Raw genomic sequence first — 21,014 nt, forward strand, 5'->3', positions numbered from 1 at the left:
TGATCAGTTGTCCGGCGCGATCGCTATCAGGACGAGGGATGCCCGGATCGGCGGAGCTGTCCTAGCGTGAAGCGCGGAGAGTGCCGGAACCGCGCGCCCGCAAAGGAGATCCTGTGGCCCCACTGCGCGTCGGGATCCTGGGCTGCGCGAGCATCGCCCTCCGGAAGCTGCTGCCCGCCATGGCGGCCCTGCCCCGCACGGAAATCGCGGCGGTCGCCAGCCGCGACGCCGGCAAGGCCGCGGAAACGGCGCGGGCCTACGGGTGCCGCGCGGTCGAAGGCTATGCGGCACTGCTCGAGCTCGACGACGTCGAAGCCGTCTACATCCCGCTGCCGAACGCCGCGCACGCCGGCTGGATCGAGCGGGCGCTCGCCGCCGGCAAGCACGTGCTCGCCGAGAAACCGTTGACCACCAGCGTCCAGCGGACCCGCGAGCTGATCGCCGCCGCGCGCGCGGCCGGGCTCGTGCTGATGGAGAACGTCATGTTCCTCCACCACAGCCAGCACGTGGCGGTCCGGAAACTGCTGGCCGACGGCGCGATCGGGGAACTGCGGGCGTTCCACGCCGCGTTCGCCGTGCCGGCCCGCCCGCCCGGCGACATCCGCCACCGCGCCGAACTCGGCGGCGGTGCCTTGCTGGACACCGGCGTCTACCCGGTGCGCGCGGCGATGTCGTTCCTGGGCAGCGAAATCGACGTCGTCGCGGCGGTGCTCACCCGGCGCCACGGCCACCCGGTCGACTCGGCCGGGCAGGCCCTGCTGTGCACCGGCGACGGCGTGTCCGCGTCCGCGAGCTTCGGGATCGACCACGGCTACCGGTCCGGGTACGAGCTCTGGGGCAGCGAAGGACGGCTGGTCCTCGACCACGCCTTCACCCCGCCGGCCGACCACAATCCGGTGGTGCGCCTGGAACGCCGTTCGGGCGTCGAGGAAATCCCGCTGCCGCCCGACGACCAGGTGGCGAACACGCTCACCGCGTTCGCCTCCGCGGTCCGCTCGGGGCGGCTCCCCGACAACGACGACGTGCTGCGGCAGGCCGTGCTCGTCGACGACATCCGCAGCAGAGCGAGGCTCTACGTCGACCACGCCACCGAGCCGGTGGGCTGAGGCCAGGAGGAACAGATCGTGACGATGACCGTGCAGGAAGCGCCGTCCCAGCTGCTGGCGGCCCGGCTGCAGATCCCCCCGATCCCCTACAGCCACGCCGCCGGGTCCTGGGTGTTCGCCTCCGACGGCACGCGGTACCTCGACGGCGCCAGCGGGATCGTCAACGTGAACATCGGCCACGCCCACCCGGTGGTGGTCGAAGCGCTGCGCGACCAGGTCGGGATCTGCACCTACGCCAGCCCGGGCACGTTCGCGCCCGAGCTGATGGAGCAACTGGCCGCGGCCACCGCGCGGGCGGTGCACCGGCCGGACGACCGGGTGATGTTCACGCCCACCGGCACGCACGCGACGGAGTCCGCGATCGCGCTGGCCCGGCTGGTGCAGCGGGCCCGCGGCGAAGACGGGCGGCACAAGATCCTGACGTCGTCGCTGGGCTACCACGGCAACAGCGCGTTCGTGCTGGCGCTCTCGGGCCACCGGTCCCGGCGGCCGCACGAGGACGACAGCTTCGGCCTCGCGCCCGCGTTCAACCCGCCCTACCCCGGCCAGCACCTGAACTGCCCCTACCCCGCCTGCCGCGTCGAGTGCGTGCAGTCGGTGCGCGACGCGATCGTGGCGGCCGGGCCGGAGACCGTCGCCGCGGTGCTGATGGAGCCGGTCAACGGCACGACCGGCGGCGGGTACGTGCCGCCGGCCGGGTACCTGAAGGCGCTGCGCGAGGTCTGCGACGAGTTCGGCGTCCTGGTCATCCACGACGAGGTGCTCACCGGGCTGGGCCGCACCGGGCTCCCGCTGGCCTCGCACCACACGCCGGGCTCGGCCGCCGACATCGTCACGCTGTCGAAGGGCCTCGGCGCGGGGTACGTCCCGCTGGCGGCCACGATGATCTCGCCGAACCTGGCCGAGGACATCATGGCGAGCGGCAAGTGGCTGCCGCTGATGGGCACCATGTCGGCGACGCCGCTGCAGGGCCGGGCCGGCCTGGCGGTGCTGTCGGTGCTGGAGGACATCGGCGCGCTGGACCCCGGCGAAGTCCGCGGCGCGGCCCTCGGCCGGCTCGTCGCCGACGCGGTCCGCGGCCAGTCGGTGGTGACCGACGTCCGCGGGCTCGGCTACTTCTTCGGCATCGAGCTGGCGCCGGGCACCCTCGGCGACGTCATGCGGATCACCCGCAGCCAGGGCCTGCTGCTGTACCCGTACGTCGGCTTCCGCCCCGACCGCACGGGCGAGGGCCTGCTGGTGGCCCCGCCCCTCAACGCGACCGACGCCGACCTGGACTTCCTCGGCGAGACGCTGCGCACCGCGCTGACCCGGCTGAGCTGACCGGCACCGACGGGAAAGGCCCGGGACCGCGTCCCGGGCCTTTCTCGTGCGCACGGTTCAGGAAGCCGCGGCCACCTCGGACAGGCGGACGCGAGCAGCCCGCAGGGCCAGGCACTCCTCGTACTCCGGCAGCAGCCCCAGCTCACCCGCCTCCCGCAACGTCGGCGCCGCCGCGTCGCGCTCGGACAGGATGGGCTCGCCCGGCAGGTTCAGCGGCAGGCCGATCTCCGGGTCCAGTGGGTGCACGGTGAGGACCTCGGCCGGCCGGTAGAGGTCGGACAGCAGGTACTGGACGCACGTGTCGTCCTCCAGGGCCACGAACGCGTGGCCGAGGCCCTCCTCCACGTACACCGCCGTGCCGCCGTGGGCGTTGAGCACGATCATGTCCCACTGACCGTACGTCGGCGAGCCGGTCCGCACGTCGACGACGAAGTCGAGCAGCGAACCCCGCAGGCACGTCACGAACTTCGCCAGGCCGGGCGGGGTCATCGCCCCGTGCACGCCGCGGACGACGTTGCGGCACGACGTCGAGACGTTGGCCTGCAGGAACCGCGGCCGGTAGCCGAGTGCCTCGGTGAGCACGTCTTCGCGGTAGACCTCGAAGAAGTCGCCGCGCTCGTCGCCGAAGGACTTGGACGTGACCAGGTGCGCGCCGTCGATGGCCAGCGGCCGGACGGCCATGCTGCGGGTGCTGACGGTCCCCATGTCCTCTCAGGCCGCTTCCCGGACGAGCTGCTCGATGCGCTGCGCCACCTCGTTCGGCGACGGCAGAGCGGCGATCTCCCTGGCCAGCCCGTCCGCGGCCGTCTTGAAGGACGGGTCGGCGACCAGCTCGCCGCAGGTCTTCGCGATGACCTCGCTGGTGGCTTCCTCCGGCGACAGCACGACCGCGGCCCCGGTGTCGGCGAGCCGCCGGGCCATGGCGTTGGCGCGGAAGAGGTTGGGGTCCGGGAGCAGCACCTGGGGCACGCCGAAGCTCAGGCCCGTCATCATCGTGCTGCCGCCGGTCTGGTGCACCAGCACGTCACAGGTCGGCGCGACGACGTCCAGCGGGACCCAGCCCGCGCGCACGTTCTTCAGCCGCTCGCGCATTTCCGACGCCGCGTCTTCGGTGACTGCGACGACGACCTCGGCGTCCAGCGTGGCGATCTGCTCGACGACGGCCTGCAGGAAGTCGTACTGGTTGTAGTTCGCGACGCCGGTGCCGATGGTGACGCCGATCCGGGTGCCCGCGCCCTTGGTGTACATCCACGGTTCGAGCACGGACTGCGAGTTGCCCGGGATCCACCGCATCGGCTGCCCGCCCTCGAGGTCCTCCGGAAGCAGGCTCGGCGGCGCGATCTCGATGGTCATGGCGGGCTCGGGCAGGCCGTCGAGGCCGAGTTCCTCGAGCTGCTCGCGCAGCTGGTCTTCGGCGCCCTGGTCCATCAGCCGCGGGGTGTGGATGTCCCAGGCGTGGCGGACGTACGGCACGCCGAGGTGGGCGGCCAGCAGCGGACCCGAGTACGACGTGACACCGCTGATGATGACGTCCGGCCGCCAGTCCTTGCTGAACGCCAGCAGGGCGTCGAGGGTCACGTATTCCATGTGGGCGTACCAGCGGCCCGCCATGATTTCGCGTTCCCGGGGGTCCTCGGGCACGTGCGTCAGGCCGCTCTCGGCGATGACCTGCCGCGGGGTGACGCCCGGGGCCGTGGTCCGCACCGCGGACAGCCCGACGCCGGCGATCGTGTCGACCATCTCGTCGACCGAAGCCGTGGTCATCACCTGGTGCCCGGCGCCCCGCAGGGCGTTCGCGAGCGGGACGTGGCTGAACACCGTCGACGGGGCGACCCCGGCGAGATTAAGAACCTTCACAAGATCGTCCTCCCAGGGGTGGCTCGTGGTCGGCTCCAGCTTGCCCAGGACACCGCCGTCGGCCATCACCAACGCGGGTAGTCTCGCCCGCCCGCCCCCGGCGGCCTACCACGTTGAGGGATGTCCCCTTCTCCCGGCGCTTCTAGCGTGATTCGAGCGTTAGGTCCGCAGTCCGCACTCGAGGAGCAGGGGATCGATCCGACATGGTCGACTCAGCCCGATCGGACCTGCTGGCGCAGGTCCGCGACTACCACGACGCCCAGTCCCCCGGGCCGGCGCCGTTCATCCCGGGGCAGACGCCGATCCTGTCGTCCGGGGCGGTGCTCGACGCCGCCGACCGCGAAGCACTGGTCGCCGCCGCGCTCGACCTGCGCATCGCCTCCGGCACGATCGCGACGAAGTTCGAATCGGCGTTCGCGCGGAAGCTCAAGCGGCGCAAGGCGGTGCTGACGAACTCCGGCTCCTCGGCGAACCTGCTGGCGCTGAGCACCCTGACGTCCCCGACGCTCGGCGACGAGCAGCTCAAGCCGGGCGACGAGGTCGTCACGGTCGCCGCCGGCTTCCCGACCACGGTGAACCCGATCCTGCAGAACGGCATGATCCCGGTGTTCGTCGACATCGAGCTCGGCACGTACAACACGACGGCCGAGCGGGTCGAGGCCGCGATCTCGCCGCGCACGCGCGCCATCATGATCGCGCACACGCTGGGAAATCCTTTCCCCGTCGCCGAAGTCGCCGAAATCGCGAAGCGCCACAGCCTGCACCTCATCGAGGACAACTGCGACGCCGTCGGCTCCACCTACAACGGGCAGCTCACCGGCACGTTCGGCCGGTTCTCCACGGTGTCCTTCTACCCCGCCCACCACCTGACCATGGGCGAGGGCGGGATGCTGCTGTCCTCGGACATCAAGCTGGCCAAGCTGGCGAAGTCGTTCCGCGACTGGGGTCGCGACTGCTGGTGCGAGCCGGGCGAGGACGACCGCTGCCTCAAGCGGTTCGACCTGCACCTGGGCACGCTGCCGGAGGCCTACGACCACAAGTACGTCTTCTCCGAGGTCGGCTACAACCTCAAGAGCACCGACATCCACGCCGCGCTCGGGCTCAGCCAGCTGGCGAAGCTGCCGGACTTCATCGACGCCCGCAAGCGCAACTGGCGCCAGCTGCGGGAGGGCCTGGACGGGCTGCCCGGGCTGATCCTGCCGGAGGCGACGCCGGGCAGCGACCCGAGCTGGTTCGGCTTCATCATCACGGTGCGGCCCGACGCCGGCTTCGACGTCCCGGAGGTCGTCGAGTACCTCGAGGCGCGCAACATCCGCACCCGGCGGCTGTTCGCGGGCAACCTGACCCGCCACCCCGCCTACATCGGCAAGCCGCAGCGCATCGCCGGCCCGCTGACCAACAGCGACATCGTCACCGAGCGGACGTTCTGGATCGGCGTCTACCCGGGGATCACCACGGAGATGATCGAGTACGTGATCGGCACGCTCAAGGAGTTCGTCGCCACGCACTGACCGCGTGCGTCCACAAAGGACTGTGCGGAGCCGTTTTCGACACGAAAGGAAGGCCCATGACCACCACTGCCGAGACTTCGGCCGAACCGGTCGACCTGTTCTCCCCGGAAGTGGTCGCCGACCCGTGGGGCGCGCACGCGGCGGTGCGCGAGGCACCGACGCTGCAGATCGGCGGCTTCATGGGCGGGCCGCCGATGTACCTGGCCGCCCGTTACGAAGACGTGCGCCAGGTCCTGATGGACCAGCGGTTCCAGTGCAACCCGCTGGCGGACTCCCCCGCCGAGGACATCCGCAACGGCGTCTTCCGCCACCTGGACATGCCGGAGGAGCTGATCCCCTGGCTGAAGAACCTGATCAACGCCTCCGACGGCGAGGAGCACGCCCGGCTGCGCAAGCTGGTGTCCTACGCGCTCACCGCGCACCGCGTCGGCAAGTTCCGCCCCCGCGTCGAGGAGCTCACCTCCGAGCTGCTCGACAAGCTGGAAGCCGAGGGCGGTGACGGCACGCCGATCGACCTCGTCGAGTCCTACTGCTACCCGCTGCCGGTCACGGTGATCTGCGAGCTGGTCGGCGTCGACGCCGAAGACCGCCCGCAGTGGCGCGCGTGGAGCGACGCGATGGCCACCCTGGACGGCAAGCGGCTGCCCGAAGAGGTCCGCAAGACGCTCATCGCGGCGCGCGGGATGATCGAGCGGCGGCGGGCCGAGCCGAAGGACGACATGGTCACCGCGCTCGTCGAGGCGCAGGCCAAGAACCCCGGCATCGCCACCGACGACGAGCTGGTCGGCATCCTGTTCAGCCTGGTCACGGCCGGCCACCAGACGACGACCTACCTGATCGGCAACTCGGTGCTGGCCCTGCACGAGCACCCGGACCAGCTCGCCCGGCTCAAGGCGGACCCGACGCTGTGGCCGCAGGCGGTGCGCGAGCTGCAGCGCCTCGGCCCGATCCAGTTCGGGCAGCCGCGGTTCGCCACCGAGGACATCGAGGTCGGTGGCACGGTGATCCCGCGGGGGATGCCGGTCGTGCCGCTGATCATGGCGGCCAACAGCGACCCGCGGAAGTTCCCGGAGCCGGAGAAGCTGAAGATCGACCGGCTCGCCGTCGGCAGCGAGAGCCACCTCGGCTTCGGCAAGGGCATCCACCGCTGCCTCGGCCAGCACGTCGCCTACCTGGAGGCGGAAGTGGCGCTGCGCGGGCTGTACACCCGCTTCCCGGACATGACGCTCGCGGTGCCGCGCAAGGAGATCCCGTGGATCCTGCGGCCCGGCTTCACCCGGACCAAGGACCTTCCGGTGCGGCTCGTCGCCCCGTCGTCCTGACGTCCCTTCCGTCGGAGGAGATTCCCTTGACCGAGACCGTCGCCTTCCCGCAAGACCGCACCTGCCCGTACCAGCCGGCGCCGGGCTACGAGCCGCTCGCCGACCGGCGCCCGATCGCCGAGGTCACCCTGTACGACGGCCGCAAGGCCTGGGCGGTCACCGGGCACGAGCTGGCGCGCAAGCTCCTGCTCGACCCGCGCATCTCCAGTGACCGGACCAATCCTGCGTGGCCGATGGTCAGCGCCGCCGCGGCCGTCGAGTTCACCGACGTCCAGCAGAAGGTCATCAAGCTGCTCACGGCGCTGGTGGGCGTCGACGGCCCGGCGCACCGGGCGCGGCGCAAGCTGGTGCAGGCGGGGTTCACGGTCAAGCGGATCGACTCCCTGCGGCCGCGGATCCAGGCGATCGTCGACCGGCAGATCGACGAAATGATCGCCGAAGGCGCTCCGGCGGACCTGCTCAAGAAGTTCGCTTCGCCGGTGCCGCTGATGGCGTTGTGCGATCTGCTCGGGATCCCGCACGAGGACCAGGACTACTTCGAAAAGAAGGCGCACCAGATCCTGTTCGGGCCGGACGCCGGCGGAGCCTACGACGAGCTGATGGCCTACCTGACCAAGCTCATCGACAAGGCCCAGCAGAACCCCGGCGAGGAGGGCTTCCTGCAGGACCTGCTCGCCGAGCGCGACCCGGCGAGCGACATCGACCACGAGGAAATCCTCCAGATGTTCCTCATCGTGCTGGTGACCGGGCACGACACGACGTCGAGCTCGATCGGGCTGGGTGCGTTCACCCTGCTGCAGCACCCGGACAAGCTGGCCGAGCTGCGGGCGGACCCGTCGCTGATGCCGGCCGCGGTGGACGAGCTGACCCGGTTCGTGGTCGTCCCCGACGGCCTGCAGCGGGTGGCCGCGGCCGACATCGAGGTCGACGCGGACACCACCATCCGCGCGGGTGACGGCGTGTTCTTCCTGTTCTCGCTCATCAACCGGGACGAGGAAGCCTACGACGACGGCGACCAGCTCGACTGGCACCGCCCGGCGTTCCGCGACCACCTGACCTACGGGTTCGGGACGCACCAGTGCGCGGGGATGAACCACGCGCGCGCCATCATGGAAATCGCGTTCCAGCGGCTGCTCGACCGGCTGCCGGGACTGCGCTTGGCTGTCCCGGCCGACGAAGTCCGGGTCAAGCCGGGGGACGCGTTCCAGGGACTGGCCGAGCTGCCGGTCACCTGGTGACGTGTTCCTTCCTTCGGCCGGCCGGGGTTTCCCCGGCCGGCCGGAGTTTTCCGATCGTCGCGGCGGGAGGGGCGGGCGCGTGGACCTGAGCATGACCGAGGCGGAGCAGCAGGAGTTCCTGGCCGGCAAGCACATCGGCGTGCTCGCGCTGACCCGGCGGAACGGGCCGCCGCTGGCCGTCCCGATGTGGTACGGCTACACCCCCGGCGGCGACGTGCTCCTGTGGACCGACGGCGAGGACACGCTGAAGGGCCGGTTGATCCGGAAGAACGGCGAGTTCACCTTGGTGGTGCAGAACGAAGAGCCGCCGTACCGGTACGTCTCGGTGTCCGGCCCGGTGACGGGGTGGGCGGAAGCCACGGTCGAGGCGGCGTACTCGGTGGCGGGACGCTACCTGCCCGAGCAGCAGGCGCGGGAGTTCGTCGAGGCGTTCAACCCCGGGCACGTGATCATCCGGATGACGCCGGACCGGTGGCGCAGCGTCGACTACGGCAAGACGTCGAACGTCCTCACGGACAGCTCGCGGCTCGAGGAACACGTGCAGACGGCGCGGCGCGGGCGGGGCCGCGAGGTCTGAGAGCCCTATGTCAAGTGACCTGTTGGTGGAGACTGTCGAGTTGGCCGGGTAGGTCGGGTTGTAGGGCCGGTGGTCGTGCCGGCAGCGCCGGAGGATCCTGGCGGCCCGCAGCTGTTTGCCGCAGGCTCGGCGACAAGTGACAGCGCGGCACTTGCCGGGCTGGCGGGTGGAAGGTGCGACCCCGGCGGCCGCGGCCAGGGCTGGTGGGTCGGGGAACCAGGCTCGGCAGTCACCGATTTCGGCGAGCAGGGTCGCGGCACGCGATCGCGCCGGCCCGGGGCACGGGCCCCGTCGGGTCGGGCCGGCAGACCCGGGGTGCAGACAAGACGCATACGCCTGTCCACCCCCAACGTCCACCAGTGAGGGTTCAGCCGGCGACCATGCCGGTGAACAGCCACTCCAGGCCGCGGTCGAAGTCGCGGTCGCGCTGTTGTTCGACCGATGCGTCGCCGTCGCGCTCCAGCAGGCCGCCCTGTTCCAGCGCCGAGGACATCGCCGCCATGCTGCCGGTCACCTCGGCGGCGAACTCCTCCGCCGTGCGGCCCGTCTCCGCCAGGTGCTCCAGCCAGCGGCTCTCCGTCGCCGTGAAGCCGTAGACGTACTGGAAGACCACGTTCAGCGCCGCCGAGCGGTCCTTCAGCGGCAGCGGCGAGCGGGCCATCACCGCCTGGGCGCATTCGGTGAACCGCAGGCTGCTCGGGCCGATGTTCAGGTACTCGCCGTAGCAGCGGATCGCCCACGGGTGGGCCACCATCGTGCGGCGCCACGCGCGGGCGAGGGCGCGCAGGTCCGCGCGCCAGTCGTGGCCGTCCTCGAGGGCGGGGAGCTCGATTTCGCCCGCCACCGCGTCGAGGGCCAGCTCCAGCAGGTCGTCCTTGTTCGCGACGTACCAGTAGACCGACATCGGGGTGACGTTCAGCTCCTCGGCCAGCAGCCGCATCGAGAACTTCGCGTCACCCTCGGCGTCGAGCACGCGGACCGCGGTGGCGACGATCTTCTCGCGGTCGAGCTCGGACTCGCCGGCCCGGTGCTTGCGGGCGGGCCGCGGGGAAAGCCACACGCTCTCGCGTGGCCGCGAGGCCCGTTTTCCCATCGTGGCCCTCCTTCTCGGCGGCGGACCTGTCCACGGTACGGGGGCAGGGTGCGCGGCGCCACGCACCCTGCCGGCTCAGGGTGATACCGCCGGAACGGTCTCCGAGCGGGCGGCCCGGCGCAGCAGCAGGCCCGCGAGCAGGCCGCCGAGCACGACGGCGATCGCCCCGATCAGCTCGCTGGCGCGCAGGCCGTCGGCGAAGGCCGCGTGCACCTGCGTCCGCAGCTCGGGCGTCGGCGCGGCGAGCACCGCCTGGTGGAGTGAGCCCGCCGCACCGGCACCGAGGCCGGCGGGCAGCAACGCGGCGAACCGGGAGTTGAGCACGGCGCCGAGGATGGCGACGCCGAGCCCGCTGCCGAACTCGTTCACGGTGCCCTGGACGCCGGCCCCCGACCCCGCCTTGGCCGGCGGGATCGAGGTCATGATGGCGTTGGCCATGGCCGGCATGGCCAGCGCGATGCCGCCGCCCATGAGCAGCAGGCCGGCCAGCATCCATGCGTAGCCGCGCCCGGGCGTGCCCAGCAGCGCGACGGCGGCGAGGCCGCCCGCGTTGAGCGTCATCCCGACGGTGATGGTCAGCGCGGTGCCGAGCTTGTCGAGGATCTTCGCGCCGATGCCTGCCACGTTCAGCGCGACGACCACGAGGGCCAGCGGCGCCGTCCGCAGCCCGGCCTCCAGCGGGCCGTAGCCCAGGACCAGTTGAAGCTGCTGCGTCAGCAGGAAGACCGAGCCGCCCATCCCGAAGGCGACCAGCAGGCCGCCGGAGATCGCGCCGACGAACCGGCGGTTGCGGAAGAAACCCATGTCCAGCATGGGGTGCGGCACGTGCAGCTCCCACCGCACGAAGGCGGCGAGCGCGGCCACCCCCAGCCCGGCCGCGAGCAGCACGCCGGCGGAGGTCCAGCCGTGTTCAGGGCCGGAGATGATCGCGTAGACGACACCGACCATGCCGATCGTGGAGAGCACCGCGCCGACCAGGTCGGGCCGCTCGCCCTCCGGGTTCTTCGACTCCGGCACGAGTTTCGCCACGGCGAGGCAGCCGAGCAGCGCCACCGGGATGTTGATCAGGAAGATCGAGCCCCACCAGAAGTGGGCGAGCAGCACCCCGCCGATCAGCGGGCCGCTGGCGTAGCCGAACGAGCTGACGGCGCTCCACAGCCCGATCGCCTTGGGCAGTTCCTTGCCGTCGAAGACCTGCATGACGACGGCCAGCGTGGTGGTCAGCAGCAGCGCACCACCGATGCCCATCCCGGCCCGCGCCGCGATCAGCTGCCCGGAAGTCTGGCTGAACGCGGCGGCCAACGAGCCGAAGCCGAACAACAGCAAACCGATCACCAGCGCGCGTTTGCGGCCGTACCGGTCACTGAGGCTGCCCGCGGTGAGCAGCAACCCGGATTGAACGAGCGCATAGGCGTTGATCATCCATTGGATGTCGACGGTGGTGGCGCCGAGTTCTTCGGTGAGCTTGGGGATGGCCAGGTTCAGGATGGTGTTGTCCAGCAGGACGACCAGCTGGGCCATGCAGATGACGGCCAGGATGAGCCAGCGCCGTGGATTTCGGGTTTCGGTCACCGCCACCGTGGCGTGCATTTCGCGCAAGAGGACTCCCTCGGTAGCGAATGCGTTCGACGGGTTCTTATACACCATATAAGGGAAGTGTTCGGAAAGGCAAGAGCCTCCCCGGACGCGGCTGTGTCCGGGGAGGCATCACGCGTGACTGAGAGGGCATCACCCGTGATTGGAGGGGCATCACGCGTGCTTGGAGGGTCGGCTCGCGTGTCTGGAGGGTCGGCTCGCGTACCGGGAGGGTCGGGTGGGTCAGCGGGCGGTGACGTGGCGCAGGACCGCCAGCTGTTCCTCCTGCTCACGACGGCTGATCGCGGCGCCCGTCAACCGCGCCGAGCCGTGGAACGTTCCCGGGAACAGGTGCAGCTCCACGTTCACCCCCGCCGCCTGCATCGCCACCGCGTACGCGATCCCCTCGTCGCGCAGGGGGTCGAACTGCTTGACCGCGACGTACGCCGGCGGCAGGCCGGTCAGGTCCGTCGCGCGGGCCGGGGCGGCGTAACACGGGACCGCGTCCGTCGCGCGCAGGCCTGGCCCGAGGTAGGCGTCCCAGCTGATCTCCGCCTGCGGGCGGTTCCACAACGGCGTGTCCACGAACTCGCGCATGCTCGGCGTCGCGAGGCGGTCGTCCAGGACCGGGGCGTTCAGGAACTGGTAGGCGACCCTCGGCCCGCCGCGGTCGCGGGCCAGCAGGGCCAGGCCGCCGCTGAGGCAGCCGCCCGAGCTGATGCCGTAGGTGACGATCCGGTCCGGGTCCACGCCCAGCTCGTCCGCGTGGTCGGCGAGCCAGCACAAGCCCGTGTAGACGTCCTCCAGCGGGCCGGGGTACGGCGTTTCCGGCGCCAGGCGGTACTCCACCGAGACGACCACGATCCCCAGCGCGCGGACCAGCTCGACGCACGGCACCTGGGCGACGTCGAGGTCGCCGACCATGAACCCGCCGCCGTGGACGAAGTACAGCGCGGACGGTGCCACCGGGTCGGCCGGGCGGTAGACGCGCAACGCCACCTCGTGGCCGTCCGCCGGCACGGGCACGTCGTCGATCCGCAAGCCCGCCAGGTCCGGCGCGGGCAGCCGGTCTCTGAGCTCGCTGACCGCCGCTCTCGCCGTCACCAGGTCGCCCAGGTCGGTGATCGGCAGGGCCGGGACGGCGGTCGCGAGCTCGGGGTCGAACGCATAGACCACAAGGCCTCCAAGGGGATTCGACGACTCGGGCCGCACAGCGCGGGCGGGTGCCCGTGCGGTGCGGCCCGGAAAGGGGATGGCTGGTTCAGGCCATGAGGTCGGTTTCGGTGATCCCGGGCCCCTGGCCGGCGCGGATGAACCACTCGGTGCCGAACATGGTCCGGAACGTGTCCTCCGGCAGGTCCGTGAACAGCGTGGACTGCGGGGTGATCTGGCTGGCGTGGGCGAGCAGCGCCTTGCGCTTGTACTCGGTGTAGGCGGAGACGTCGACGCGGCAGGTCAGCTCGGCCTCCGGGGTGCCGAAGTCCGGCCCGGCGGGCAGCTCGACGCCGGCCTGCTGGGCGAGGGCCTGCTGGTTCGCCTTGATCTGCTCGCGGTTGATCGTGGTCTGGAAGACCTTCGCGGTGCCCGCGAGTTCCGCCGCCCGCACGCCGACGCGGTGGACCTGGATGTGGTCGGGGTCGCCGTAGGTGCCCGCCTCGTCGTAGACGGTCAGCACGTCGGCGTTCTCCTCGCGCAGGATCGTGGCGAGCTTCTGCGCGGCTTCTTCGACGTCGGCGGTCTGGAAGGTGCTGCCTTCGCCGGCGGCGACCATCCCGGAGTCGGTGTAGCCGAGGAACTCGAGCCGGTCCACGCCGAGCACGTCGGCGGCCGCCCGCGCTTCGACCGCCCGGCGGTCGCCCAGGGTCTCGCCCTCGGCGAGCAGGCCTTCGGGGTTGTACCCGAGTTCACCGCGGGTGGCGAGCACGAGCACGACGCGGTGGCCGTCCTCGTGGGCCTTGCGCAGGACGCCGCCGCAGGTCGTGGTGTCGTCGTTGGGGTGTGCGTGAAAGGAAACGAGTGTGCCCATGGCGCCGAACCTACGCACGGGAAGCGTTTTCGGGATCCCGCAGGTGAGCAGTCACAGCACCGCACCCGCGGCCACCAGCCCGGCCAAGGCCACCGCGCCCCGCAGCGACGACAACCCGCCCAGCGCGGCCGGCTCCACCGGCACCGGCACCTGGCCCTGCCGCACGAAGTCCCCGAGGTGGGCCGCCACCGACGGCACGATCTCCGGGATCCCCGCCGCGAACCCGCCGCCGATCAGCGCGCGGTCCGGGTGGACCAGCTCCTGGACGCCGGTCACCGCCGCCGCCAGCGCCCGGGTCGTCCCGTCCAGCGCGTCGGCCGCCCACGGCTCTCCGGCGCTCAACCCGCGCTGCAGCGCGAAGAACGAGACGTCCCGGCCGCGCAGCAAGGACGCGCGGCGCAGCGTCGCCGGGCCCGAGGCCAGTGCCTGCAGGCAGCCCCGGCGGCCGCACACGCACCGGACACCGCCCATCTCGACGATGATGTGGCCGATTTCGAACGAGCCGCGGCCGAGCCCCGGGCACGGCACGCCGCCGAGGACCAGGCCGCCGCCGATGCCGGTGCCGATCCCGATGTACAGGAGGTTCTCGCAGCCCGATGCCCTGGCTTCGGCCAGCGCACCGAGGTCGCCGTCGTCCGCCCACGCGACCGCCGCTTCCGGGAACAGCTTGCCCAGCGCCGTCTTCAGGTCGACGCCGGTCCACTCCGGGCGGCTGGGCCAGGTGGCGACCCGGCCGTCCGGGCCGACCGTGCCGGGCATCGCGACGCCGACCGCCGCCAGCGGGGCACCGAGGCGGCCGCGCAGGCCGGCCACGTGCGCGGTCAGCTGCGCGAGGTCGTCCTCCGCGCTGCGCCGGGCCCCCCAGCTGAACGAGGTTTCCTCGACGCACACGGAGTCCTTCTCGACGCGGAACGCGACCTTGGTGCCGCCGACGTCGATGCCGAGGTGGTACACGCGGGTCAGCGGCCGGGCACCGACGGGCAGAGCGCGAGCAGGTCGGCCGGCTGCCGCAGCACCACGTCGGGACCCGCGGCGAGCAGCTCGCCGATGTCGTCCGGGGGCGCCCACAGCGCCGCCGCCGAAGCGACACCGGCGCCGCGCGCGCTGGCCAGGTCGGTCGGTGCGTCGCCGACCATGATCGCCTGCCCGGGCGGGACGTCCAGCAGCTGCAGCGCGTGCCGGACGATGTCCGGCGCCGGCTTGGGCCGGGCGACCTCGTCCGAGCCGATGACGTGCTCGAAGAACGGGAGCAGACCGAGGTCGTCCAGCAGCGACCGCGCCCGCGGGCCGCTCTTGCCGGTGGCGATGGCCAGCCGCAGGCCACGCGCCCGCAGCGTCAGCAGCAGCTCGGTGACCCCGGCGAAGACCTGGACCTCACCGGCGAGGCGGTAGCTCTCGCGGACGAAGGGTTCCTCCATCTCCAGCGGCAGGTCCATGATGCGCATGATATCGGGAAAATACCGGCCGAGATGGCGCCGATATTCCTCGAAGGGCGCCGGCCCGTCCCCGACGACCTCGGCGTAGGCGATGGCGAAGGCCTCGCTCATCACCGCGAAGCTGTCGACGACGACCCCGTCGAGGTCGAAGATGACCGCGTGCCGGACCGGTACCGAGGGATCGGCCCCGGCTGCCGGCCGATCGACGATCGGGAATGTCATGGAGCACCCTCTCTACTGGAACGCCGGGACCGCGCCACGCACCGAGCCCGCGGAGGCGTAGAAGTTCTCGATCATCGAGACGATCGGCCGCGCTTCGGCGACGGCCCGGCCGCGGCTGCCGGGATCGGCCAGCATCACGGCGAGGTCGCTCACCTGGCGGGTGTACTCGACGCCGATGCGTTCGAGCGGCACGGGAAGCCGGGTGGTGGTGCCCTCGCGGGTCACCGAAAGCACGGGTTCGGGCTCCCGGTTGGGGCTGAAGCCGAAGGTGCACCGCAGGTCCGCGGTGCCGGCGCTGCCCTCGACGTGGAGCACCGAGACGTCCCGCGCCTGGTGCGAAGCCCAGCTCGCGCGCAGCGAGACCGAGATGCCGTCTTCGCGGACCAGGAAGCCGCGTGCGGTGTCCTCGACGTCGGCGGGGTCGCCGCCGAGCTGGTCCTGCCGCCACGCCGCGCGCCAGGCGCCGGCGTTGACGAAGTCGTCCGACGTCACGCCGATGACCTGGGTGAACGCGGCCGGGCCGACCAGGTACGCGAGCGTGTCGAGCAGGTGCCAGCCGAGGTCGTACAGCGCGCCACCGCCTGCCTTCTCGCGCTGGGTGAACCAGCCGCCCGCGCGCGGCACGCCCCTGGCGCGGATCCAGCCCATCGCGACGTGCCGGATGTCGCCCAGCTGCGGCAGCACCTGCCGCAGCGCGCCGACGTCACCGCGGTAGCGGGCGGCGCTGCCGGCCAGCAGCATCCCGCCGCTGCGTTCGGCCGCGGCGAGGACGTCGATCTCGGCCGAGGTCAGGCACACCGGCTTCTCGAGGAAGACGGAGATCCCGGTGGCGAGCAGCGCGCCGGCCACCTCGGTGTGCAGGTAGTTGGGCACCGCGACGACGGCGAGGTCGACCTCCCGCGCGGTCAGCGCGGACACCGCGGCGTGCGTGGGGATGCCGGTGGCCTTGGTGAACGCCTTCCGCGACGCCGGGTCGGCGTCCACGGCGGCGACCACCTCGAAGTCCGCGTGCTCGCGCAGCAGGGGCAGCCACAGTTCGCGACCGGCCCAGCCGAGCCCGACCACCGCGGCCCGGACACTCATGCCCGCGCCACGGCGTCGGCGATGATTTCCGCGGTCGCGTGCAGCTCCGGCTCGCCGGCCAGCAGGACCCGGTGGTGCAGCCAGACGCAGTCCTGGCTGATCGCGTCGGTGTGCGGGCAGCGCTCGGCGATCGCGTCGACGCTCTCGTCGGGCGCGCCGAGCTCCCAGAAGGCGTCGGTGCGGTAGATCGCGCGGAACGCCGCGAAGGCGGGCAGGCCGGCCGCGACGAGCTGGTCGACCAGGGCGTTGCGCTGCTCCTCGGTGAGCCCGGGGACGCGGAACATGGCCATGTAGTGGGAGTTGCGGTCGGCGCGCACGTCGCCGCCCTGCGGCACGACGCCGTCGATCTCGCCGAGCAGCCGGGACAGCAGCGTCCAGCGCTCGTCGCGCACGGCGATCTGCTCGTCGAGGCGGGCCAGCTGGGCCCGCAGCACGGACGCGGAGAACTCGTTGAGCCGCATGTTGGAGCCGGCGATCTTGTGGAAGTACCGGCGGTCGTCGCGGGGACGGCCGCAGCTGTGCCGGAGGAACGCCGTCTCGTACTTTTCCGTTTCGCCTTCGGGGAAGACGACCGCGCCGCCCTCGCCCGCCGTCATCAGCTTGCCGTTCTGGAAGCTGAAGGTGGCGATGCTGTCCAGTTCGCCGACGCGCTTGCCCTGCCAGCGCGCGCCGTGCGCGTGGGCGGCGTCCTGCAGCAGCGGGATGCCGGTGTCGGCGGAGATCTTCGCGAGCGCGTCCATGTCGGCGATCAGCCCGGCCATGTGCACCGGCATGATCGCCCTGGTGCGCGGGGTGACCGCGGCCGCGACGGCTTCCGGGTCGATGTTGTAGGTGGCCGCGTCGACGTCGACCGGGACGGTGACCGCGCCGAGCCGCTGGGCCGCCTGCGACGAGGAGATGAACGTGAAGGCGGGCACGATGACCTCGGTGCCCGGGCCGACGCCCATCACCTGGAGGGCGAGCTCCAGCGCGTGCGTCCCGTTGGTCACGGCCAGCGCGTGCGCGGCGCCGTGGTGGGCGGCGAACTCGCGCTCGAAGGAGTTCACCTCGTCCCCGCCCATGCGCCACCACTGACCCTGTTCGAGCGCGCGGACCAGGCCGTCCCGCTCGGCGTCGTCGTACTGCGGCCACGCGGGGAATTCCGGTGCCTTTCGCGCGTTCATGGTTCTCCGAATCTCCGCTGGGGTTCGAATGGAAAAAGGCTAGATCGGCCCCCGGCCCGGCTACATCCCCCGGCTTGGTAGTGCGGCTTTGTCAGCCGAGGCCGAAGAAAGCGCGGTAGGCGTTCAATTGGCCTTCGAGCATGTGAATTCCGTAATGGACGCGGTGGCCGAGGGCCGCGGCTTCGCGGAGAAGGCGGGTCTCGCGGGGTTTCATGACGATGTCGGCGACCACGCTGCGCGGAGCCAGCTCGTCCGGCCGGAACGGCAGCGGATCATCGGGCCGCAGCCCGAGCGGCGTCGCGTTCACGACGATCCCGGCGCCCGCGGTGTCCGGTTCGGCCGACACCGACGTCCGGCCGGGCCAGTGCGCATCCAGGCGGGCCCGGAGCGCGGCGAGCTTCGCGCTGTCCGGGTCGCACACGGCGAGCCGCTCCGCGCCCGCGGCCAGCAGGGCGGCCGCAATGGCACTGCCGGCGCCGCCGGCGCCGGCCAGGAACACCGTCCGGGCTTGGGGATCGTGCCCGGCCTCGACGAGCCCGGCCACGAACCCGGTGCCGTCGAAGTTTTCGGCGTACCACCGGCCGTCGGGCTCCCGGCGCAGGGCGTTGGCGCTGCCGGTGATCTCGACCATCGGGCTGCGCCGGTCGGCGAGCCCGGCCGCGGCCACCTTGTGCGGCACGGTGACGAAGATGCCGTCGAGGTTGGCGATCGCCTGCAGCCCGGCGACGATCCGTTCGAGGTCCGGCGCGGGTGCGTGCACGGGGACGAGCACCGCGTCGACGTCCAGCTTCGCGAAGAGCGGATTCAGCAGGCCCGGCGACTGGACCTGGGTGACCGGATCACCCAGCACGACGTACAGGCGGGTGGTGCCGCTGATGCTCATCACAGTCACTCCTCAGCCCAGCATCTTCGCGATCGCCTCCGCGAGTTCGACCGACTGGCCGGCGTTGAGCCGCGGGTCGCACGCGGTCAGGTAGCGGTCGGGCAGGTCGGCTTCGGCGATGCCCGCGGCGCCGCCGAGGCACTCCGTCACGTCGTCGCCGGTCACCTCGACGTGGATCCCGCCCGCGTGGGTGCCCAGCTGACGGTGCACCGCGAAGAACCCGGCGAGCTCGGCGACGACGTGGCCGAAGTGCCGGGTCTTGTAGCCGTTGCCCGAGGTGTGGGTGTTGCCGTGCATCGGGTCGCACTGCCAGATCACCTCGTGCCCGGAGGCGGCGACCTTCTCCACGATCGGCGGGAGGAGCTCACGGACCCGGGCGTGCCCCATCCGGCTGACCAGCGTCAACCGGCCGGGCGTGCGGTGCGGGTCGAGGCGCCGGACGTACTCGACGACCTCCTCCGGGGTGCACGTCGGCCCCAGCTTCAGGCCGATCGGGTTGGACAGCAGTTCGGCGAAGGCGATGTGGGCGCCGTCGAGCTGACGGGTGCGCTCCCCGATCCACAGGAAGTGGGCCAGCCCGCTGGACAGCCGCGGTTCCGGGCCGGCGGAGTCCGCCCACAGCACGGCCCGCTCGTAGTCGAGCAGCAGCATCTCGTGGCTGACGTAGATCTCGGTCGGCCGCGGGGACGGGCCGGCTCCCGGAAACGACGGCCCGCCCGAGGACGCTCGGCGGGCCCCGGCCAGCACCATCTGCGCCGCCAGTGGTTCGTCGACGCCCTCGGCGCAGAGCTTGCGGACGAGGTCCATCGCGCTGGCGGAATGGGCGTAGGCCATCAGCATCCGGTGCGGGTCGGGAGCACGGGCGGCGGCCGTGCACTCCGGGGAGTTCACGATGTCGCCCCGGTAAACCGGCAGCCCGAGCGCGTCGACGGTGTTGGACCGCGGCTTCGCGAACTGCCCGGCCATCCGGGCGATCTTGACCACCGGCAGGCCGGCCGCCTCGGCCAGCACCTCGCCCATCCGCGCCAGCACGCCCAGGTTGGCCCGCAGGTGCGGTTCGGTGTTGCCGGCGAAGGTCTCCGCGCAGTCCCCGCCCTGCAGCAGGAACGCCTCGCCGCGGGCCACCGACGCGAGCCGCGTGCGCAGCCGCTCGGTCTCCTCCGGTGCCACGATCGGCTCGGCGTTGTGCAGCAGCTCGACCACCGCGGCCGCCCGCTCGGCGTCCGGCCAGCACGGCTGTTGCGCGGCCGGCCGGTCCAGCGCCGCGCGCAGCCGTCCGGCCAGCACCCGGTCGACCGCCCGGCCGCCGTCGGCGAGGTCCGGCTCCGCCGGCAGCCGCTTCACGACGCCGCCGCTTCCGTCGCGCCCACCAGGTTCTCCAGGCTGTCGCGGGGCATCCCGGCCAGTACGCCGGTGACGACCCGCTCCGGCACGTCGCTCACCAGCTCCGCGCCCCGGGGCCCGGCCAGCACGAAGGCGAGCCCGGTGATCGCCTTCTTGTCCCGGTGCATCTGGCGCACCAGCACCTCCGGGTCGACGCCGGCAGGCAGCGCGGCGGGCAGGCCGTAGTGGCGGACGACGGCGAGGTGTTCGTCCACTCCGGACTGGTCGATCCGGCCCAGCGCGCCCGCGAGCCGGCCCGCGAAGACCGTGCCGATGGCCACCGCCTCGCCGTGGCGCAGGGCGAAGTCCGTGGCGATCTCCAGCGCGTGCCCCAGGGTGTGGCCGTAGTTGAGCAGGTGCCGCCGCCCGGTGTCCCGCTCGTCCTGCGCGACGATGCCCGCCTTCAGCGTGACGCTGGCGGCGATCTGCTCCGGCAGCGTCCGGTCACGCAGGTCCGGCGCGCCGATGAAGTGGCAGCGGGCGATCTCGCCGAGGCCGTTGCGCAGCTCCCGCCGCGGCAGGGTGGTCAGGTAGTCGGTGTCGCACAGCACGGCGCTGGGCTGCCAGTACGCGCCGACGAGGTTCTTGCCCGCCGCCAGGTTCACCGCGGTCTTCCCGCCGACGCTGGCGTCCACCTGCGCGAGCAGGGACGTCGGCAGGTGGACCACGGCGACCCCCCGGTGGTAGAGCGCGGCCGCGAGCCCGACGACGTCGGTGGTCGTGCCGCCGCCGCAGGAGACGACGACGTCGGACCGGGTCAGCCCGAACCGCGCGAACTCGCCGCACAGATCCTCCACCGTGGACAGTTGCTTGTCGTGCTCGCCGTCGCGCGCGGGCAGCAGCAAGGTCTCCACGCCGGTGCCGGGCACCCAGGCGGGCGGGCGGGCCGACACGACCACCGCCCGCCGGGCGCCGAGCCGCCGCACCACCCCGGGCAGCGCCGTCCGCACGCCGGGGCCGACGAGCACGTCGTAGGAGCGTTCCGCCAGGCGGACCGGGATCGTCGTCGTCACGGCGACGGCTCCCGCGGCTCGGGCAGCGTCAGGTAGGGCAGGTCGGCGATCCGGGACACCGGCTCGCTGCCGTGGTGGAGGTACTCGCCGCCGTAGAAGAAGTTGAGGTACGGGAGGTAGTGCTGCCGGTAGGCGGACCGGCACAGGCCGGCGAACCTCGCCAGCAGGCCCTCTTTTGCCGTCATCGTGGTGCCTTTCGCCGG

At 72.0% G+C, this 21,014-nt stretch carries 20 protein-coding genes and 1 pseudogene; 6 read left to right on the plus strand and 15 right to left on the minus strand.

Going from position 1 to position 21,014, the window contains the following annotated elements; genetic code table 11:
- Positions 1-113 precede the first annotated feature (113 nt).
- Complete coding sequence (locus HUT10_RS24145) at positions 114-1,106, plus strand: Gfo/Idh/MocA family protein (RefSeq protein ID WP_176173298.1); 993 nt, start codon at positions 114-116, stop codon at positions 1,104-1,106.
- 24 nt (positions 1,107-1,130) lie between these two features.
- Positions 1,131-2,429 carry an aspartate aminotransferase family protein gene (locus tag HUT10_RS24150; RefSeq protein WP_176177976.1) on the plus strand — a complete coding sequence of 433 codons (1,299 nt, stop codon included), beginning with the start codon at positions 1,131-1,133 and terminating at the stop codon, positions 2,427-2,429.
- Between the two features lie 57 nt (positions 2,430-2,486).
- On the opposite strand, the gene HUT10_RS24155 is transcribed toward HUT10_RS24150, so the two are convergent.
- Both HUT10_RS24155 and HUT10_RS24160 read right to left on the minus strand, forming a co-directional pair.
- The gene (locus tag HUT10_RS24155) at positions 2,487-3,110 is read right to left on the minus strand and encodes a dTDP-4-dehydrorhamnose 3,5-epimerase family protein (protein WP_176177977.1); all 624 of its coding nucleotides are present in this window, start codon (positions 3,108-3,110) and stop codon (positions 2,487-2,489) included.
- A gap of 30 nt (positions 3,111-3,140) precedes the next feature.
- Positions 3,141-4,352, minus strand: coding sequence for a glycosyltransferase (locus HUT10_RS24160; RefSeq protein WP_254897487.1), 1,212 nt, complete (start codon positions 4,350-4,352; stop codon positions 3,141-3,143).
- Positions 4,353-4,489: 137 nt separating this feature from the next.
- Here HUT10_RS24160 and rfbH point away from each other — a divergent pair, with 137 nt between their 5' ends.
- The 4 genes from rfbH to HUT10_RS24180 all read left to right on the plus strand — a co-directional run bounded on the left by rfbH (position 4,490) and on the right by HUT10_RS24180 (position 8,934).
- Complete coding sequence (gene rfbH / locus HUT10_RS24165) at positions 4,490-5,797, plus strand: lipopolysaccharide biosynthesis protein RfbH (protein ID WP_176173299.1); 1,308 nt, start codon at positions 4,490-4,492, stop codon at positions 5,795-5,797.
- A gap of 56 nt (positions 5,798-5,853) precedes the next feature.
- Complete coding sequence (locus HUT10_RS24170) at positions 5,854-7,119, plus strand: cytochrome P450 (protein ID WP_176173300.1); 1,266 nt, start codon at positions 5,854-5,856, stop codon at positions 7,117-7,119.
- Between the two features lie 26 nt (positions 7,120-7,145).
- Positions 7,146-8,357: a cytochrome P450 gene (locus HUT10_RS24175; protein WP_176173301.1), complete on the plus strand. Its 1,212-nt coding sequence runs from the start codon at positions 7,146-7,148 to the stop codon at positions 8,355-8,357.
- 91 nt (positions 8,358-8,448) lie between these two features.
- Positions 8,449-8,934, plus strand: coding sequence for a pyridoxamine 5'-phosphate oxidase family protein (locus tag HUT10_RS24180; protein ID WP_254897008.1), 486 nt, complete (start codon positions 8,449-8,451; stop codon positions 8,932-8,934).
- Between the two features lie 114 nt (positions 8,935-9,048).
- On the opposite strand, the pseudogene HUT10_RS51200 reads toward HUT10_RS24180, so the two are convergent.
- The 13 genes and pseudogenes from HUT10_RS51200 to HUT10_RS24245 all read right to left on the minus strand — a co-directional run.
- A pseudogene (locus HUT10_RS51200) lies at positions 9,049-9,291 on the minus strand (transposase); the annotation flags it as partial.
- Between the two features lie 10 nt (positions 9,292-9,301).
- Complete coding sequence (locus HUT10_RS24190) at positions 9,302-10,027, minus strand: TetR/AcrR family transcriptional regulator (protein ID WP_176173303.1); 726 nt, start codon at positions 10,025-10,027, stop codon at positions 9,302-9,304.
- A gap of 75 nt (positions 10,028-10,102) precedes the next feature.
- Positions 10,103-11,617: an MFS transporter gene (locus tag HUT10_RS24195; RefSeq protein WP_176177979.1), complete on the minus strand. Its 1,515-nt coding sequence runs from the start codon at positions 11,615-11,617 to the stop codon at positions 10,103-10,105.
- Positions 11,618-11,845: 228 nt separating this feature from the next.
- Positions 11,846-12,778 (minus strand): alpha/beta hydrolase, encoded by a 933-nt coding sequence (locus HUT10_RS24200; protein ID WP_176173304.1) that lies wholly within the window; start codon positions 12,776-12,778, stop codon positions 11,846-11,848.
- Positions 12,779-12,863: 85 nt separating this feature from the next.
- Positions 12,864-13,628 carry a PIG-L deacetylase family protein gene (locus tag HUT10_RS24205; RefSeq protein ID WP_176173305.1) on the minus strand — a complete coding sequence of 255 codons (765 nt, stop codon included), beginning with the start codon at positions 13,626-13,628 and terminating at the stop codon, positions 12,864-12,866.
- A 51-nt stretch (positions 13,629-13,679) separates the two neighbouring features.
- Complete coding sequence (gene rifN, locus HUT10_RS24210; RefSeq protein WP_176177980.1) at positions 13,680-14,591, minus strand: kanosamine kinase; 912 nt, start codon at positions 14,589-14,591, stop codon at positions 13,680-13,682.
- Complete coding sequence (locus tag HUT10_RS24215; RefSeq protein WP_176173306.1) at positions 14,588-15,286, minus strand: HAD-IA family hydrolase; 699 nt, start codon at positions 15,284-15,286, stop codon at positions 14,588-14,590. Before HUT10_RS24215 ends, rifN begins: the two co-directional genes overlap by 4 nt.
- A 12-nt stretch (positions 15,287-15,298) precedes the next feature.
- Positions 15,299-16,369: a Gfo/Idh/MocA family protein gene (locus HUT10_RS24220; RefSeq protein WP_176173307.1), complete on the minus strand. Its 1,071-nt coding sequence runs from the start codon at positions 16,367-16,369 to the stop codon at positions 15,299-15,301.
- Positions 16,366-17,532: a 3-amino-5-hydroxybenzoate synthase gene (gene rifK, locus HUT10_RS24225; protein WP_176173308.1), complete on the minus strand. Its 1,167-nt coding sequence runs from the start codon at positions 17,530-17,532 to the stop codon at positions 16,366-16,368. The genes HUT10_RS24220 and rifK overlap by 4 nt, the downstream gene beginning before the upstream one ends.
- A 91-nt stretch (positions 17,533-17,623) precedes the next feature.
- Positions 17,624-18,415: a shikimate dehydrogenase gene (locus HUT10_RS24230; RefSeq protein ID WP_176173309.1), complete on the minus strand. Its 792-nt coding sequence runs from the start codon at positions 18,413-18,415 to the stop codon at positions 17,624-17,626.
- A gap of 12 nt (positions 18,416-18,427) precedes the next feature.
- Positions 18,428-19,750, minus strand: a complete 1,323-nt coding sequence (locus HUT10_RS24235) for a 3-deoxy-7-phosphoheptulonate synthase (protein WP_176177981.1) — start codon at positions 19,748-19,750, stop codon at positions 18,428-18,430.
- A 5-nt stretch (positions 19,751-19,755) separates the two neighbouring features.
- The gene (locus HUT10_RS24240; protein WP_176173310.1) at positions 19,756-20,811 is read right to left on the minus strand and encodes a 3-dehydroquinate synthase; all 1,056 of its coding nucleotides are present in this window, start codon (positions 20,809-20,811) and stop codon (positions 19,756-19,758) included.
- Complete coding sequence (locus tag HUT10_RS24245) at positions 20,808-20,996, minus strand: hypothetical protein (protein WP_176177982.1); 189 nt, start codon at positions 20,994-20,996, stop codon at positions 20,808-20,810. The genes HUT10_RS24240 and HUT10_RS24245 overlap by 4 nt, the downstream gene beginning before the upstream one ends.
- Positions 20,997-21,014 lie beyond the last annotated feature (18 nt).

Source organism: Amycolatopsis sp. Hca4, from assembly GCF_013364075.1.
GTDB lineage: Bacteria > Actinomycetota > Actinomycetes > Mycobacteriales > Pseudonocardiaceae > Amycolatopsis.